The organism is Streptomyces sp. AA1529 (assembly GCF_000280905.1).
Lineage (GTDB): Bacteria > Actinomycetota > Actinomycetes > Streptomycetales > Streptomycetaceae > Streptomyces.
Genome location: NZ_ALAP01000103.1, coordinates 180,812 through 197,437, shown reverse-complemented (window position 1 = coordinate 197,437; position 16,626 = coordinate 180,812). Strand labels below are relative to the sequence as shown.

General features: G+C 72.5%; 9 protein-coding genes. 7 read left to right on the top strand and 2 right to left on the bottom strand.

The genetic code is table 11. The features are described from left to right. Positions 1 to 39 precede the first annotated feature (39 nt). The 7 genes from pglY (at position 40) to A949_RS0130715 (ending at position 14,318) form a co-directional block, all read left to right on the top strand. Entirely contained in the window at positions 40 to 3,951 is a 3,912-nt protein-coding gene (gene pglY / locus A949_RS0130745; protein WP_019359905.1) for a BREX-2 system ATPase PglY, read from the top strand. Then, complete coding sequence (gene pglZ / locus A949_RS0130740; RefSeq protein WP_026005200.1) at positions 3,948 to 6,953, top strand: BREX-2 system phosphatase PglZ; 3,006 nt, start codon at positions 3,948 to 3,950, stop codon at positions 6,951 to 6,953. Before pglY ends, pglZ begins: the two co-directional genes overlap by 4 nt. 40 nt (positions 6,954 to 6,993) lie before the next feature. Then, the gene (brxD, locus tag A949_RS0130735; protein WP_019359903.1) at positions 6,994 to 8,319 is read left to right on the top strand and encodes a BREX system ATP-binding protein BrxD; all 1,326 of its coding nucleotides are present in this window, start codon (positions 6,994 to 6,996) and stop codon (positions 8,317 to 8,319) included. Beyond that, positions 8,319 to 10,442, top strand: coding sequence for a DEAD/DEAH box helicase (locus A949_RS0130730; RefSeq protein ID WP_019359902.1), 2,124 nt, complete (start codon positions 8,319 to 8,321; stop codon positions 10,440 to 10,442). The genes brxD and A949_RS0130730 overlap by 1 nt, the downstream gene beginning before the upstream one ends. Before the next feature lie 116 nt (positions 10,443 to 10,558). Next, positions 10,559 to 11,353 (top strand): response regulator transcription factor, encoded by a 795-nt coding sequence (locus A949_RS0130725; protein WP_078534560.1) that lies wholly within the window; start codon positions 10,559 to 10,561, stop codon positions 11,351 to 11,353. A gap of 95 nt (positions 11,354 to 11,448) precedes the next feature. Continuing rightward, positions 11,449 to 12,939, top strand: coding sequence for a HAMP domain-containing sensor histidine kinase (locus A949_RS0130720; protein ID WP_051019713.1), 1,491 nt, complete (start codon positions 11,449 to 11,451; stop codon positions 12,937 to 12,939). A 26-nt stretch (positions 12,940 to 12,965) separates the two neighbouring features. Beyond that, on the top strand, positions 12,966 to 14,318 hold the full coding sequence (locus tag A949_RS0130715) for a glycosyltransferase (protein ID WP_078565580.1): 1,353 nt from the start codon (positions 12,966 to 12,968) through the stop codon (positions 14,316 to 14,318). 57 nt (positions 14,319 to 14,375) lie between these two features. Here A949_RS0130715 and A949_RS0130710 read toward each other — a convergent pair whose 3' ends face one another. Beyond that, positions 14,376 to 14,867, bottom strand: coding sequence for a phospholipase (locus A949_RS0130710; protein ID WP_019359898.1), 492 nt, complete (start codon positions 14,865 to 14,867; stop codon positions 14,376 to 14,378). Positions 14,868 to 15,075: 208 nt separating this feature from the next. Then, on the bottom strand, positions 15,076 to 16,626 hold the full coding sequence (locus A949_RS0130705) for a TRAFAC clade GTPase domain-containing protein (protein WP_019359897.1): 1,551 nt from the start codon (positions 16,624 to 16,626) through the stop codon (positions 15,076 to 15,078).

The window sequence follows — 16,626 nt, the reverse complement described above, 5'->3', positions numbered from 1 at the left end:
CCCAGCGTGCCCGCAGCCGGAAGGAGAGCGAGAGCCTCGATGGCCCAGGACCCGCAGTCGCAGGCGCCCCTGCTTCGCGATGTCATCGACATCAAGGAGTCCATTTCCACCTCGGACTTCGTGCTGCAGTTGTCGGAGGCGACGACGCCGCAGGGGGCCGAGCACGCGCTGCGGGACTATGTGGTCACCGAGCGGCTGCTGGAGAACTTCGACGAGGCGCTGGGCCTGATCAAGTCGGCGCTGGACGGACATGCGTCCAAGGCGGCGTATCTGCACGGTTCGTTCGGTTCCGGTAAGTCGCACTTCATGGCGGTGCTGCACGCGCTGCTGAGCGGCAGCCCGGCGGCGCGCGGCCGGGGCGACTTCGATCCGGTGCTGACCAAACACGAGTGGCTGGGCACGGACGGGAAGAAGTTCCTGCTGGTGCCGTACCACATGCTCGGGGCGAAGGCCATGGAGCAGCGGGTGCTCGGCGGGTACGTGAGCCACGTCAAGCGGCTGCACCCGGAGGCGCCGACGCCGCAGGTGTACCGGACGGACGCGCTGTTCGACGACATCCGGGCCATGCGGGCGCGGATGGGGGACGAGGCCGTCATCAACGGTCTCACCTCCCCGGAGGGGTCCGGCGGGGACGAGGACGACGAGTGGGGCGAGTCGTTCGCCTGGCAGCCGGCGCTGCTGGACACGGCGCTGGCGGCCGAGGAGGTGCACGAGTCGGGGCAGGCGCTGAACCTGGTGAGTCCGTCCACCCCGGCGGAGCTGCGGGCCCGGCTGGTGGAGGACGCGAGCACGTATCTGCTGCCGGGGTTCGCCAAGAACGCCACGGAGGACGAGCACGGGTTCGTCTCGCTGGACGCGGGGCTCGGCATCGTCGCCGAGCATGCCAAGTCGCTGGGCTACGACGGGCTGATCCTCTTCCTGGACGAGCTGATCCTGTGGCTGGCCACCCTCATCCACGACCAGAAGTGGGTGGCCCGCGAGGCGGGGAAGATCACCAACTTCGTGGAGGGCGGCGACGCGCGCCGCGCCATCCCGGTCGTCTCCTTCATAGCCCGGCAGCGGGATCTGCGGGAACTGGTGGGTGAGGAGGTGTCGGGTGCCGCCGAGTCGTCCATCCAGGACACGCTCAATCTGGCCTCCGGCCGGTTCGACAAGATCACCCTGGAGGACCGGAACCTGCCCCAGGTCGCACACGCGCGGCTGCTCAAGCCGAGGGACGCCGAGGCCGGGGCACGGATCGAGGCGCAGTTCGAGAGGACGCGCAAGGTCCGCCAGGAGGTGTGGGACACCCTGCTCGGCTCGGACCGGGGTGCGGACGGCGTGGGGGCCGACGAGGACAGCTTCCGGCTCACCTATCCCTTCTCCCCCGCGTTCATGGACACGCTCGTCCATGTGTCCTCGGCGCTGCAGCGCAACCGGACCGGCATGAAGCTGATGGGGCAGCTCCTCGCCGACCATCGCGACGAGCTGCGGCTCGGGGATCTCATTCCGGTCGGCGATCTGTATCCGCTGATCGCCGACGGCGGCGACAAGCCGTTCACCGACAGCCTGAAGGTCGTCTTCGAGGCGGCGGACAAGCTGTACAGGACCAAGCTGCGGCCGTATCTGCTCGGTACGTACAACGTGACCGAGGAGGACGTCGAGCAGTACACACACCGCGGGCCGGACAGCATCAAGGACCCGGAGCTGCGTGGGCGGATCAAGACGTTCGTCGGCGACAACAGGATCGTCGGCACCCTGCTGCTGTCGTCGCTGGCGCCCAGCGTCCCGGCGCTGGCGGACCTGACGATCCGCAGGCTCTCCGCGCTGAACTACGGCTCCGTGGTCGCGCCGATACCCGGGCGCGAGTACGGCATCCTCAAGAACAAGGTGGCCGAGTGGGCCGGCCGCTTCCCCGAGATCAAGGAGACCGGCACCGAGGCGAACCCGGGTGTGCGGCTGGAGCTCTCGGGTGTGGACGTCGACTCCGTGATCGCCAACGCCAAGGTCAACGACAATCCCGGGAACCGGCAGGCGCTCGCCAAGCGGCTGCTGTCCGAGGATCTGGGGGTGGCGCACGGGCAGTTGGCCAGCCGGGTCGACTTCGTGTGGCGGGGTACGGAGCGGGCCGCCGAGGTGGTCTTCGGGAACGTCGCCGACGAGGACGAGCTGGCCGACCACGATCTGATGCCGCAGGAGGACGACCTGTGGCGGATCGTCGTCGACCTCCCCTTCGACGAGGGCGAGTTCGGCCCCCGGGACGACGTGAACCGGATGCAGCGGCTGCGCGAGCGGCAGCAGAGCGAGAGGGCCCGTACGGTCGCCTGGCTGCCGACCCATCTGTCGGCGCAGCGGTACGCGGACTTCTGCCGCCTGGTCGTCATCGACAAGGCGCTCGCGGACGAGCAGCGCTTCGAGTCCCAGTACGCGGGCCATCTGAACGCCGACAACCGGGCGCGGGCCAAGGGACTGCTGGAGACGCAGCGCGAGTCGCTGCTGAAGAACGTGAAGGCGGCCTTCAAACAGGCGTACGGGCTCGCGGACAAGAAGGCGACCGATGTCGAGCTGGGCTTCGGCGAGCACTTGCAGTCGCTGCGGGAGGTCGAGGGGCTGACGCTGTCCTTCGGCCAGTCGCTGCGTGACGGGCTGCGCCATGTCGTGGGCAGGCTGCTGGCGGCGCAGTACCCGGACCATCCGGACCTCGACCCGGACCACACCGGCACGCCGGTGAAGTCGGCCGACGTCCGCAAGGTCTTCAGTCACGTGCGGGCGGCCGCGGAGGCGCGCGACCAGCGGACGGAGGTCCCGGCCACCGACCGCAAGGCGATGCAGCGCATCGCGGGGCCGCTGCGGCTCGGGCAGCAGAAGGAGGCGTACTTCGAGCTGTCGCTGTACTGGGCCGACCACTTCCGGCGGCTCGCACGCGAGCGCGGCCACACCGGCGACCTCAGCCTGATCACGCTCACCGACTGGACGGACCTGCCGCAGCCGCGCGGGCTGCCCGGATATCTGGCGCGGCTCGTGGTCGCCGCGTTCGCCGAGATGGACGACCGGGTGTGGGTGCGCGGCGGGATGCCGCTGGACCCGGCGCCGGAGATGGCGCAGCTCAAGGAGCACGACGCGCTGCGCAGCCAGTCGCTGCCCGGCGAGGAGGACTGGGAGTGCGCGCGGCAGCGGTTCGCCACCGTCTTCGGGAAGACGGCGCCGACGCTGCGGCGCGGGCGGATCGTCAACCAGTTCGCCCGCCAGATCACCGAGGAGGCCCGCACCCACCAGGAGCAGGCCGCCGGACTGGTGCGGCAACTGGAGGAGCACTCGGCGTTCCTGGAGCTGGACGACACGAACGAGAGCGGGCGGCTTGCGCTGGCCCGCCGCTGTGTCGAACTGCTGAAGACGCTGACCCAGGGCATGGGGCAGGGTGCTGCGGGAGCGAAGAAGACGGTGGAGGCACTCGCCGCCTTCGACCTGGGAGAGGTCTCCGCCGACCGCTACGGCACCTCGATCGCCCAGGCGGGAGCCGTGGCCCGCGCGCTGGACGCCGCGTCCTGGACCACCCTCGACCTCGCCTCGAACGAGGGGCCGGAGGGCCGGGCGCTGCTGGAGTCGCTGCGCAACGTGGCGCGCAGCGACCAGCGGACGAGCGATCTGTGCGGCGCTCTGGAACGCACCCAGCGCGACGTGCTCGCCCTGGTCAAGCGCAACCGGGCGGCGCAGAGCCCGCAACCCGATGCCGAGCCCGCACCGCCGCCCGGCCCGGGTGACGTTCCGCTGCACACCAACAGCAGCCACCCGCCCGTCTCCGAGCAGCGGTCGCCCGGGGCAGGAGGGCGTCCGGGGCAGGTGAAGCGCTCCGGCGCCAGCCGTACCACCGCAGCGCGGGCCGCGGCCGAGCTGCGGGACGAGCTGACCGCGCTGGCCGCTGCCGAGCCCGACGCGGCGGTCGAGGTCACCTGGCGGGTCGTCGAGTCATGAGCGCCCCGGTCACCGACACACCAGGAGCCGCCGGGCCCGCGGTCTCGGTGGCGGCGCGGCTGAACGCCGCCACCGTCACCCAGTACCTGTCCTCGCAGACCTCGCTCGCCGACGCGCTCACCGGCAACGACAAACGGCGCGCGGTGCTGCTGCGTGCTGCGCCCGAGTGGCACGGCCCGCCGCAGCCCGCGTGGGGTGAGGGCTGCACCGCCCGGATCGCCGTCGCACTCTCCCCGCTCGCCGTCCACGAACTCGTTCTGAACCATCTCGCCGGGCCGTCCGACGACGAGGACGGTGGACCCACTGACCCCGCCGTGCTGGTCGTGCTGACCGACCGCGAGCAGAGCGAACTCGACGCCTCGATCGTGGCCCGTACGCACAAGAAGCGCGTCAACACCGTCGACGGCTGGGACGTGGTGCGTGAGGCGTTCGGGGCCGAGCAGTTGGAGGCTCGTCTCAAGGACGCGAGCTGGGCCGCCGAGGCACTGCTGGACGCCACCCCGCCCGGCGGCTGGCCCCCGCACCCGGGCAGTGTGCTGTCGCGGCGTACGGCGCTGTCCGCGTTGGCGCTGCGGCGGCTGCGGCTGGGCCGGTACGACAGCGAGGGCGGGTCCGCGCATCGCGCACCGGTGAGCGACACCCTGGACATCCATACGCTGCTCGGCTGGTCCCTGGCCCCTGGCGGGCCGGAACGGCTGCTGGAACTGCGCGCCCCCGAACGCAAGGGATTGACGGAGTTCCTCGGTGAGGAGGGGCAGGCAGGTCCGGCCGGGCAAGCGCTGCTGGCGCTGGTGGGCGCCGAGCACGGTGCGGATGCGGTGGCCTTCGGTCTGGTGTGCGGCGCACTGTGGCTGCACGCCGACGCCGACGCCGACACCTACCGGGCCCGGGGGCGCGCCGAGCGCTGGTTCGGGGAGCAGCCGCCCGCGGCCGGCGAGGCGCTGGACGCGTTGACCGCGGCGTTCGGTCGCGCCTGCGAGGAGCACGTCGGCGTGCTGCTCACCACCGCGTCCCGGGAGCAGGAGAGTGCCGCGCTGGAGGCGCGCGCGGCCCGCCGGATCAGCGGCACCGTGCTCGACAGGGCGGCGACTCTGGCGGGGCAGTTCGGTGCCGAGGCCGCGGCCCAGGCCAGTCCGCTGCTCCTGCAGGGGCTGGAAGCGCGGTTCGCGGCGGTCGGTCACGCGCTGGCCCACTCTGCGGGCACGGCCGAGCCGGTGGGGGCCGCACTGAAGACTCTGGACGACCACAAGCGGGCCGGGGAACCCCAGGCGCGGGTGCGCGTCCAGCGGGCGCACATGGCTCAGCGGCTGGCCCGGTGGCTCGCAGGCGGTCCCGATGCCGCCTGCCGCTCGGCCGCCGACGGCATCGCGCGCCACGTCGCGGAGACCGGCTGGGTGGACCAGGCACTCGAACACATCGAGGCCGGTGGCGATCCCGACCCCGTCCTCAAGTCCGCGTACGACAGGCTCGCCCTACGGGTGCGGGAGGCGCGGCACGAGATCGACCGGGACTTCGCCCGCGCGCTCGCCACCTGGACGGCCGCGGGCACACCGCCGGGCTCCATGCTGACCGTGGAGTCCTTCCTCGACCGGGTGGTCAAGCCGATCGTCCAGGGCGGGGAAGGGCGGCGGGTGCTGCTCGTCGTCCTGGACGGGATGAGTGCGGCCATCGCCACCGAGCTGGGCGAGGAGATCCGCTCCTCATGGGCGGAGTTCGACCCGGTGCCGGACGGCCCGCCGCACCGCCGCGCCATGGCCGCAGCGCTGCCGACCGTGACGGCCGTCTCCCGTACATCGCTGTTCGCGGGGCGGCTGACAAAGGGGGCGCAGGCGGACGAGAAGCGGCTCTTCCCGCAGCAGAAGCTGTGGGGCGGGGCGCCGGCGGCCGTCTTCCACAAGGACGATCTGCGCGCCGAGAGCGCCGGGGAGGTCTTCGGTCCGCAGCTCACCGAAGCGCTGGGCGACGGCCGTACCCATGTGGCGGTCGTCCTCAACGCCATCGACGACCGGCTCGGCAAGGAGCAGAAGCTCGGCGACGGCGCCTGGCAGGTCCAGCACATCCCCGGGCTGGCGGAGTTGCTGCGCGTGGCGGCCGTACAGGGCATGGCTGTGGTCCTGACCAGCGACCACGGGCATGTGGTGGACCGGCACGGAGCGAAGGTCGAGGCCGCAGAGCCGGAGTCCGCGCGTCATCGTGCCGCTTCCGGGGCCGAGGAGCCCGCGGGTGCGGCCGAGGTCGCGCTGTCCGGGCCGCGGGTGGTCCGGTCCGAGCCGGGCTCGTCCGTCGTCGCGCTGTGGGACGCCGACTCCCGCTACACCGGGCTCAAGGCGGGCTACCACGGCGGAGCCTCCCTGGCGGAGGTGGCCATTCCCGTTCTCGCGTTCCTGCCGTTCGGCGCCGCGCCGCCGAAGGGATGGCGGGAGCTGGGCGAGCAGCAGCCCTCCTGGTGGAAGACGGACGAGCCGGACTCCCGGCTGCCCGGCGGCCCGCCCTCTGGAGCTGCCGCGGCGGAGAAGGACGCGGAACCGCGCGAGAAGCAGACCTCCCGGCACAAGCCGTCGAAGGCCCAGGCGGAACTGGCCGCCACGCACGACTCGCTGTTCGACGTGGCTCCGGCGTCCGCCTCCGAGCCCGCCGGACCGCCGCCGCAGCGGCAGACGCGGCAGCCCGAACCGGTCGCGCGGGAAGAGACCGTCGTGGCGGAGCTCTTCGCCTCGGAGGCGTTCCGGAACCAGGTGGAGCTCCTCGCCCGCAAGCCGCGCGAGCGCGAACTCGACAAGTTCCGCCTCGCCGTGGTCGCGCTCCTCGAGACGGGCGGCACCTTGCCCGTGACGGCACTGGCGCAGCGGGTCGGCTTCCCCACGACCCGGGCCGACGGCTTCGCCGCCGTACTGCGGCAGCTCCTCAACTACGACGGTGTGCAGGTGCTGGAGACGATGCCGGACGGGCGGACACTGCGGCTGAACGCCGACGCGCTGCGCACCCAGTTCGGGCTGGAGTGAGGGCCGCCGGGTGGTGGTGCGGAAATGCGAGACTGGGCAGGTGACCGATCCACGTGCCTCCAGCGTCTCCGCCGTGAGGCGGCGCACCGTCATCGACGCCCTGCGGCGCGGCGCTGTACCCGACAGCGGACTGGACCTGCTCGCCACCGGCCTGGACCGGTTCGAGGACGCGCTCGACGCCGAGTTGACCGCGGTCGCCTCCTCCGAGGCGTCCGTGTTCAAGGCGGTCCGCGGCGAGTACGGGTCCGGCAAGACCTTCTTCACCCGGTGGCTGGGCGAGCGCGCCAAGCGGCTCGGCTACGCGGTCTCCGAGATCCAGATCTCGGAGACCGAGACTCCGCTGCACCGGCTGGAGACCGTCTACCGGCGGCTGACCGAACGGCTCGCCACGTCGAGCTTCCCACCGAGCGCGCTGCGGCCCGTCGTCGACGCCTGGTTCTACGCCCTGGAGGAGGACGCCCTCGCGGACGGGGCCGATGAGGAGGACCTGCCCGAGCAGGTCGAGAAGCTGCTCACCGCGCGGCTGAGCGAGGTGTCCCGTCATGCGCCCTCGTTCGCGACGGCGCTGCGCGGATACCGGACAGCACTGGTCCAAGGGGACGAGGCGACAGCAGCGGCCGTGCTGGCGTGGCTGGGCGGACAACCGCATGTGGCCGCCGCGGCGAGGCGGTCCGCCGGGGTCCGCGGCGACCTCGACCACTTCGGCGCTTTCGGCTTCCTGCAGGGCCTGCTGACGGTGCTGCGCGACTCGGGTCACCGCGGGCTGTTCGTCGTGCTGGACGAGGTGGAGACGCTGCAGCGGGTGCGGTCCGACGCCCGGGACAAGGCGCTCAACGCGCTGCGGCAGCTCATCGACGAGGTGCACTCGGGCCGGTTCCCCGGCCTGTATCTGGTGATCACCGGAACGCCCGCCTTCTACGACGGCCCGCAGGGAGTGCAGCGTCTCGCACCGCTGGCCCAGCGCCTCGCCACCGACTTCACCACCGATCCGCGCTTCGACAACCCGCGCGCGGTGCAGTTGCGGCTGCCGGGCTTCACCCAGGAGTCGCTGGTCACGCTCGGCACGACGATCCGCGACCTGTACGCGGACGGGGCATCCGCGCCGGAGCGGATAGGCCGGCTCGCCGACGACGCGTACATCGCCGACCTCGCCGCAGCGGTGGGCGGTGCGCTCGGCGGCAAGGTGGGAGTGGCGCCGCGGCTGTTCCTGAAGAAGCTCGTCGGCGATGTCCTGGACCGGATCGACCAGTTCGCGGACTTCGATCCCCGGCAGCACTACCGGCTGACGGTATCGGCGAGTGAACTCACCGAGGTCGAGCGCAACGTCGCAGCGGCGGCGGCTGATGACGTGGAACTGAACGTGTGATGGCCCTCGACCCCGTGGACCGGCTGGATCCGGTCGTCCTGCACCACGTGGTCAACACCCTCGGCTGGCCCGATCTGCGGCCCCTGCAGCGTGCCGCGATCAATCCGCTGATGGACGGCGAGGACGCGATCCTCCTCGCCCCCACGGCAGGCGGCAAGACGGAGGCGGCCTGTCTGCCGGTCCTCTCCGCGATGTCCGCACAGGGCTGGTCCGGCACCTCGGTGCTCTATCTGTGTCCGCTGAAGGCGCTGCTCAACAACCTCGTCACGCGGGTGCACGGGTACGCCCAGTGGCTCGGGCGCCGTGCGGAGCTGTGGCACGGCGACACCACCGAGGCGCGGCGGCAGCACATCCGCACCGATCCGCCGGACATCCTGCTCACCACACCCGAGTCGCTGGAAGCCATGCTGATCGGGGTCAAGACGGATCACGCCACCCTGCTGGGCCGTGTCCGAGCAGTCGTCGTGGACGAGGTGCACGCCTTCGCCGACGACGACCGGGGCTGGCATCTGCTGGCCGTGCTGGAACGCCTGCAGCAGGTCACCGGGCGGCCCCTGCAGCGGATCGGCCTGTCGGCGACCGTCGGCAATCCCGAGCAGTTGCTCACCTGGCTCCAGGGCTCGGGGGCGGAGAAGCGGCCCGGCCGGGTGGTCGCCCCGGCATCCGTGCAGAGCACCGCCTCCGACCGCCCCGCGGGCGAGGTCGAACTGGACTACGTCGGCTCCCTCGAGAACGCCGCCAAGCTCGTCGCCGCACTGCACCGGGGCGAGAAACGCCTGGTGTTCTGCGACTCCAGAAGCCAGGTCGAGCAGTTGGGCGCTGCCCTGCGCGAGCGCGAGGTGACGGTCTTCCTCTCGCACGCCTCGCTGTCGGTGCAGGAGCGCGCCAGATCCGAGCAGGCGTTCGCCGAGGCACGGGACTGCGTCATCGTCTCCACCTCCACCCTGGAACTCGGCATCGACGTCGGCGACCTGGACCGCGTCATCCAGATCGACTCCCCCGGGACCGTCGCCTCCTTCCTGCAGCGCATCGGCCGCACCGGACGCCGCCCCGGCGCCACCCGCAACTGCCTCTTCCTCGCCACCCGCAAAGACACACTTCTGCAGGCGGCGGCACTGCTCGTGCTCTGGTCGCGCGGCTGGGTCGAGCCGGTGACCGCTCCACCGGAGCCACGCCACCTGGTGGCTCAGCAGCTCCTCGCGCTCGTACTCCAGCAGCACAGGATCGGCGACAGCCTGTGGCCGGAGCAGTGGAACGGGCTGGTGCCCTTCGACCGTTCGGCACAGCCTGTCCTGCGGCATCTGATGTCCGAGGGCTTCCTCGAACAGGACGGCGGCCTACTGTTCATCGGCCCCGAAGCGGAGCGCCGGTTCGGCCGTCGGCACTTCATCGAGCTGACGGCCTCCTTCACGGCTCCCCCGCAGTTCACCGTCCTGTCCGGACGTACGGAGATCGGGCAGACGGATCCGTCCGTGCTGACAGAGGAACGTCCCGGCCCGCGCAGGCTGCTGCTGGGCGGACGCAATTGGCAGGTCACGTTCATCGACTGGGCCCGCAAACGCGTCTTCGTCGAACCGGTCGACAGCGGCGGGATCGCCAAGTGGTCGAGCGGTTCACTCGCGGGCCTCTCCTATGCGCTCACCCGGGCGATGCGCGACGTGCTCCTGGGCACCGACCCGCCCGTCTCCCTGACCCGGCGGGCCGATACCTGTCTGGCCGAGTGGCGCCAGGACCATGCGCCCGACCTCGTGCACCCCGGCGGGACGCTGATCACCCGAAACGGCAGCGACGTGCGGTGGTGGACCTGGGCCGGCTACCGCGCGAACGCGACCCTCGCCGCCACCCTTCCGTCGGTCGCCGACCCTGTACAGCGGCCCACGGACTGCTTTCTCCGGCTCCGCGAGGACCTCACGCCGGAAAGGTGGCAGGCCGCCCGTGCGGCTGCCGATGACGGCGCGGCACTGGTGCTGCCGGACGTGGACCCGCGGGCGGTGCGCGGGCTGAAATTCTCGGCCGCCCTGCCCGAGCGACTCGCCGTCGCGACGGTCGCCGCCCGGCTCGCCGATTTCGACGGCGCGTCCGCGGCACTGCGGGAGCCCGTGCGCTTCCACGTTCCCGCATAGTCCTGGCTCCGGGATTCGGACGCCGGCCGTGGGCCGTGGGCCATCGGGCCCCGCCTCTCAGCCGGCCCCCAGGGTTTTCACAGGTTTCTCTCAGGTTGGGCGTGCAGGGTGCCGGTATGGACGAGAAGGCGGTGTCGGCCGCGCGTGAGGGTGGTGCACGAGCTGGTGCCGGGCGGGCCGGGGCGCCGGGGCAGGAGCCGTTGCGGCGGCCCGACGGCGGTCCGGTGCGGATCCTCGTGGTGGACGACGAGCCCTCGCTCACCGAACTGCTGTCGATGGCGCTGCGGTACGAGGGCTGGGAGGTGCGCGCGGCGGGCGGCGGTGAGGCCGCGGTGCGCACGGCGCGGGACTGGCGTCCGGATGCGGTGGTGCTGGATGTGATGCTGCCGGACATCGACGGGCTCACCGTGCTCGGCCGGCTGCACTCGGTGACCCCGGGGATTCCGGTGCTGTTCCTGACGGCGCGGGACGCGGTGGAGGACCGGATCGCCGGGCTGACGGCGGGCGGCGACGACTATGTGACCAAGCCGTTCAGCCTGGAGGAGGTGATCGCCCGGTTGCGCGGGCTGCTGCGGCGGGCCGGGGCCACTGCCGCCGGGCAGCCGTCGTCCGTGCTGGCCGTGGGCGATCTGACGCTGGACGAGGACACCCACGAGGTGGCCCGGGGCGGCGCGGAGATCCGGCTGACGGCGACCGAGTTCGAGCTGCTGCGGTATCTGATGCGCAATCCGCGGCGGGTGCTGAGCAAGGCGCAGATCCTGGACCGGGTGTGGTCCTACGACTTCGGCGGCCAGGGCAACGTGGTGGAGCTGTACATCTCGTATCTGCGGCGGAAGATCGACGCGGGGCGGGCTCCGATGATCCACACGCGGCGCGGTGCGGGCTATCTGCTCAAGCCCGCCGCGGAGTGAGGGAAGCGGCGGTGTTCCGGCTGTTCTCCGGGCTGCGCGCACGGCTGCGGGTGCGCCGTTCGCTGCGCGCACGGCTGGTGCTCTCGGTCGTGGCGATGATCGCGGTGGTGGCGGCGGTGATCGGCGCGGTGACGACGATCGCGCTGCACACGTACCTGTACCAGCAGCTCGACAGCCAGCTCAAGGACGTCACCTTCCGCGCCGCGGGCCCCGGGCCGCCCGGTCATCAGCGGCCCGAGGGGCTGGAGAAGCTGCGGTTCCTGAAGGTGGGCGGGCAGCCGGTGGGTACCGTCGGCGCCTTCGTCAAGGACAGCGGCGACGACGCCTCCGACGACGGTTCCGGCAGTACCTTCAGCTCCGCGGCCCGCAGCGTGCAGCAGCAGCCGGCCGGCGGAATGCCCGGCGTCGGCATCAGGGAGCTGACCGACGCGCAGTCCGCGGCGCTGGCCTCGGTGCCCCGCGACAGCAGTCCGCACACCGCGGAGCTGCCGCAGGTGGGCAGCTACCGGGTGACGTCCGTGCCCGTGGCGGGCGGCACTCTGGTGGTCGGTCTGCCGACCACCGCCGTGGACGACACGATCAGCACGCTCGTGCTGGTCGAGGTGTGCGTCGCCGGTGCCGGACTGCTGGGTGCGGGGATCGCCGGTGCCGCGTCCGTGCGGGTCGCGCTGCGTCCGCTGCGGCGGATGGCGCACACCGCCACCCGGGTCTCCGAACTTCCCCTGCACAGCGGCGAGGTGCGGCTGCGGGAGCGGGTGCCGGTGCGGGACACCGACCCGGAGACGGAGGTCGGCCAGGTCGGGGCGGCGCTGAACCGGATGCTCGGCCACGTCGGTTCGGCGCTGGCGGCGCGGCACGACAGCGAGCTGCGGCTGCGCCGGTTCATCGCGGACGCCAGCCACGAGCTGCGTACTCCGCTGGCGTCCATCCGGGGCTATGCGGAGCTCTCGCGCCGGGAGCAACCGGACGCCGGTACGGACACGGGTTACGCGCTGGAGCGGATCGAGTCCGAGGCGGTGCGGATGAGCGGGCTGGTGGAGGACCTGCTGCTGCTCGCGCGGCTGGATTCGGGGCGGCCGCTGGAGCGGGAGCCGGTGGATGTCTCGGCGCTGGTCGTCGACGCGGTCAGCGATGCGCGGGTGGCCGGTCCTGAGCATGTGTGGCGCCTGGAGGTGCCCTCGTCCCCGCTGCTGGTGACCGGCGACGAGGCGCGGCTGCGGCAGGTGCTGGCCAATCTGCTGGCCAACGCGCGCAGTCACACACCGCCGGGTACGACAGTGCGCGCGCAGCTGGCGCTGGACGGGGGCCGGGTGGAGGTGCGGGTCGTGGACGACGGCCCCGGCATCCCGGCGGACGTGCGGGAGCGTGTCTTCGAGCGGTTCGCGCGGGGCGACGCGTCGCGCTCCCGGCACCGCGGCAGCACCGGGCTGGGGCTGGCCATCGTGGCAGCGGTGGTGGCCGCGCACGGCGGCGGTGTCCAGGTCGCCAGCCGGCCCGGCCGGACCGCCTTCACCGTACGGCTGCCCGCGGATTCCGCCGGATCCGGCACCTCACAGGTGGCGCACAGCCTGGCCACACCGGGCTGACAGGCCTGTTCGCCACGGTCGGCGGCATGAGTGCGAAGACCGATCCTGTGGGGCGCGAGACCGCGCCGTCGCGCGAGCGCCTGCCGTCGTGCGAGACCCTGCCCTCCCGCCGCCATCTGCCGTCCCGGACCCCCACGACCGTGCTGGACGTGGTGGTGCCCGTCTACAACGAGGAGGCTGCCCTCGGGCCCTGCGTCCGGCGGCTGCACGCCTTCCTGACCCGGCACTTCCCCTACGGATTCCGCATCACCGTCGCGGACAACGCCAGCCGGGACCGCACCCAGGAGGTGGCCCGCGAACTCGTGCGGGAGTTCGATTCCGTCTCGTTGACGCGGCTGGAGGAGAAGGGCCGGGGGCGCGCCCTGCGCACCGTGTGGGCCGCCTCGGACGCCCCCGTGCGCGCCTACATGGATGTGGACCTGTCCACCGACCTCAACGCGCTGCTGCCGCTGGTCGCGCCGCTGATCTCGGGCCACTCGGACGTCGCGACCGGCACCCGGCTGGCTTCCGGGTCGCGCGTCGTACGCGGTCCGAAGCGCGAGGTCCTCTCGCGCGGCTACAACCTGCTGCTGCGCGGCTCGCTGGCCGCCCGCTTCTCCGACGCGCAGTGCGGCTTCAAGGCGGTGCGCGGCGAGGTGGCCGACCGGCTGCTGCCGCTCGTGCAGGACAACGGCTGGTTCTTCGACACCGAACTGCTGGTGCTGGCCGAGCGTGCCGGGCTGCGCGTCCACGAGGTACCGGTGGACTGGGTGGACGACCCCGATTCACGGGTGGACATCCTGCGCACCGTCACGGACGACCTCAAGGGCGTCTGGCGGGTCGGCCGGGCGCTGGCCGGGGGCGCGCTGCCGCTGGACCGGCTGCGCCGCCCGTTCGGCGACGACCCGCGCGACCGCGGACTGGCGGACGTGCCCGGTGGCCTGCCGCGGCAGCTCATCGGCTTCTGCCTGGTCGGAGCACTGAGCACGCTGCTGTATCTGGGGCTCTACTCGCTGCTGCGGCAGGGTCTGGGAGCACAGTCGGCCAACGCGGCGGCGCTGCTGCTGTCGGCGCTGGGGAACACCGCCGCGAACCGGCGGCTGACCTTCGGAGTGCGCGGGCGGGAGCGAGCCGTCCGGCACCAGGCCCAGGGCCTGCTCGTCTTCGGCGTCGGCCTGGCGTTGACCAGCGGTTCGCTGGCCGCGCTGCACACTGCGGCCGCCGGGGCGCCGCGCAGTGCCGAGCTCGCCGTGCTGGTGTGCGCGAACCTGGCCGCCACGGTGCTGCGCTTCCTCCTCTTCCGCGCCTGGGTGTTCGGCCGCCGCACCGATCGGCGGGAGCCGCAGGAACGGGAGAACCCGCGGGAGCCTTCGGCTGCCGGGCGCTCCTCCCGTGGCTGAACGGCGACGGGAGGAGCGCCCGGGTGCCGGTCCGGCGGGCGGGGTGCGGCGAGCCGGTCAGGCAGCCTTGTCGGCGGCTGCCTCGTCGGCGCCCTTGAGGCCGAAGATGTCGACGGCGTGGTAATAGGTCCAGGCCGTCGAGTTGCAGGCCGTCCTGGTCGCGCCGGAGTAGCGGTTGCAGACCCGCTTGAGGTCCTCATAGAAGGCCGAGTCGATACGGGACTTGTTCGCCGAGAAGGTGCCCATGGCCTTGTAGTTGCGGTAACCGAAGTCGTGGCGGGCGCAGGCGGTCTGGAAGGGGAAACCGAAGGGGTTGTCGGGCGAGGAACTGCAGTAGTCCGTCGACCAGTCGAAGCCGTAGGCGGACCAGTCGCCCTGGTGCTGGCGGGCCTGGTACCAGGCGTTGTAGCTGGAGGCGCTGGTCTGCGTCCAGGAGCTGAGCACCTGCGCCTTGTCGGCGGGGGCGGCCGAGGCCGAACCGGCGGGGACGAGCACGGCGGGGAGCGACAGGGCTGCGGCAGCGAGCGGAAGGGCGAATCTGCGGCGCATGAGGACCTCCGAAGTGACGGGCCCGGAACGACCGGGCCATGGGGGGGGGTTCACTGGGGCACGGCAAGTGTGGCAGCACCGGCCGACCCTGAACAGATCTTTCAACTCACCATCGAGTGAACGTTGTTGGGCGGCCGAGCAGGCCGCAACCGACAGTGCCGCACCGAGCGGGCCGTCCCCTTCGCCGGTCCTGCCGGGCCCTCGGGGGTCAGGACCCCAGGCACCAGTCGACGAGCCCCGCGATGCTGGCATCCACCCGGGCCTCCTCGTTCGCCACGGCCGCCGTGCAGAAGAACCGCACCTCGCGGAAGTCCAGTTCCATCGCCCGGACGAGGCTGTGCAGGCCGAGCGCCTCCGTGAGCCAGGCGCGGGCCTCGTCGCTTCCGGCGGCGCTCCCCGGCCCGAGGCCGGACCCGGCCAGCACGTCCGCCTTGCTGATGGCCACGGCGAGGCGCGCCTGGCGCACGGGTGCGCGCATCGCGGCCACCGCCTGGACCGACCGGGCGAAGACCTCCTCGGGATGGACCGTGGAGGCGAGGCTGCGGTCCGGCCCCGGGCCGGGGGCGTGCTCCAGCCGGTCCCAGAACGCCTCCACCGCCATCGGGTCCAGGACGAAGACGAAGGTGTGCGCGGCCCGGGCGTAGCGCAGCGCGTCGGTCTCGTCGCGGTCGACGAACCGCTCCCCGGCCGTGTCGAAGAGGTGGATCAGGCGCTCGGTGCGGCCGGTGCCGAGTACGCAGGAGTGCGCGCTGGGCAGGTCCTTCTGGGTGCCCCGGGTGTTGCCGCGGCTCCGCAGCACCTCGCGGAGGATCCGGTAGTCGCCCTCCGAGCGGGTGTCGGCGAAGCGGAGCGCGGGGCCGCCGCTGCCGGCCGCGTTCTCCAGCGTCAGCAGCATGGCGGCCATCAGCTGGGTCTTGCCGGCGGCCCGGCCGCCGATCAGCGGGAGGACGGTTTCCGGCATGTGCCCGGCGTCGGCGTTCATCGCCCGCCCGCAGTGCGGATGGGTGCAGTACGCCTGGAGCCGGGCCTGCGCGCTCATCAGGATCAGCAGGGTCGGCATGCGCTGCCCGCACGCGCAGCGACGGCGCAGCAGGCCGTACGTGCCCGGGCGGATGTCGGCGTGCCGGCGTCGGCAGGCCGGTGCCGGGCAGTCGTAGGCCGGGTGGCGGACGCGCTCGTAGCAGTGCGGGCAGATCATGCCGACCGACAGCCGCCGCGTCCACAGGGCCGCACGGTCCAGGGCGCGCAGCAGTCCGGCGACGAGCCGGGCTCCTGCCATCAGCAGCGCGAGGACGAGCGCGTGCAGCGCCAGCAGGGCGCCCAGGGGCAGTACGGCCAGCGCCGCGCCCAGGCCGAGGCCCACGTACAGCGTCAGGCCGTACGGGACGGTGAGTGCTCTGGTCCGTGCCGGTGCGGTGAACTGCCGTGCCGTCACGTCGCGGTAGGCGTCGACGACCGCCGCCGCGTACGAACGGCGCTCCAGGGTGCAGAGTTGTCGCAGGTCCCGGGCTCCCGGCCCGAAGAAGTAGTTGCGGTACGCCGGCACTTCCTCGTCCTGCGGGCGGTAGGGCGGCAGGGTGCGGAGCTCGCGGGTGCGCCGGTACAGGACGCCGGCCAGCTGCTCCAGGTGGCCGCGCAGGAGCTGCATCACGAACGCGAGAGCCCGCAGCCCGGCGAGGAGCGGGACGACCGGCAGGAAGACGGCGAGCAGGGCCAGGTAGAGCACGGGGACGACGACATAGGCGACGATCTCGGCCAC

What these genes read in the sequence shown, in the direction of transcription:
- A949_RS0130715 (WP_078565580.1), top strand. Translation starts at nt 12,966, where the DNA reads ATGAGTGCGAAGACCGATCCTGTGGGGCGCGAGACCGCGCCGTCGCGC.
- A949_RS0130730 (WP_019359902.1), top strand. Translation starts at nt 8,319, where the DNA reads ATGGCCCTCGACCCCGTGGACCGGCTGGATCCGGTCGTCCTGCACCAC.
- A949_RS0130725 (WP_078534560.1), top strand. Translation starts at nt 10,559, where the DNA reads ATGGACGAGAAGGCGGTGTCGGCCGCGCGTGAGGGTGGTGCACGAGCT.
- A949_RS0130710 (WP_019359898.1), bottom strand. Translation starts at nt 14,867, where the DNA reads ATGCGCCGCAGATTCGCCCTTCCGCTCGCTGCCGCAGCCCTGTCGCTC.
- pglZ (WP_026005200.1), top strand. Translation starts at nt 3,948, where the DNA reads ATGAGCGCCCCGGTCACCGACACACCAGGAGCCGCCGGGCCCGCGGTC.
- A949_RS0130720 (WP_051019713.1), top strand. Translation starts at nt 11,449, where the DNA reads ATGATCGCGGTGGTGGCGGCGGTGATCGGCGCGGTGACGACGATCGCG.
- pglY (WP_019359905.1), top strand. Translation starts at nt 40, where the DNA reads ATGGCCCAGGACCCGCAGTCGCAGGCGCCCCTGCTTCGCGATGTCATC.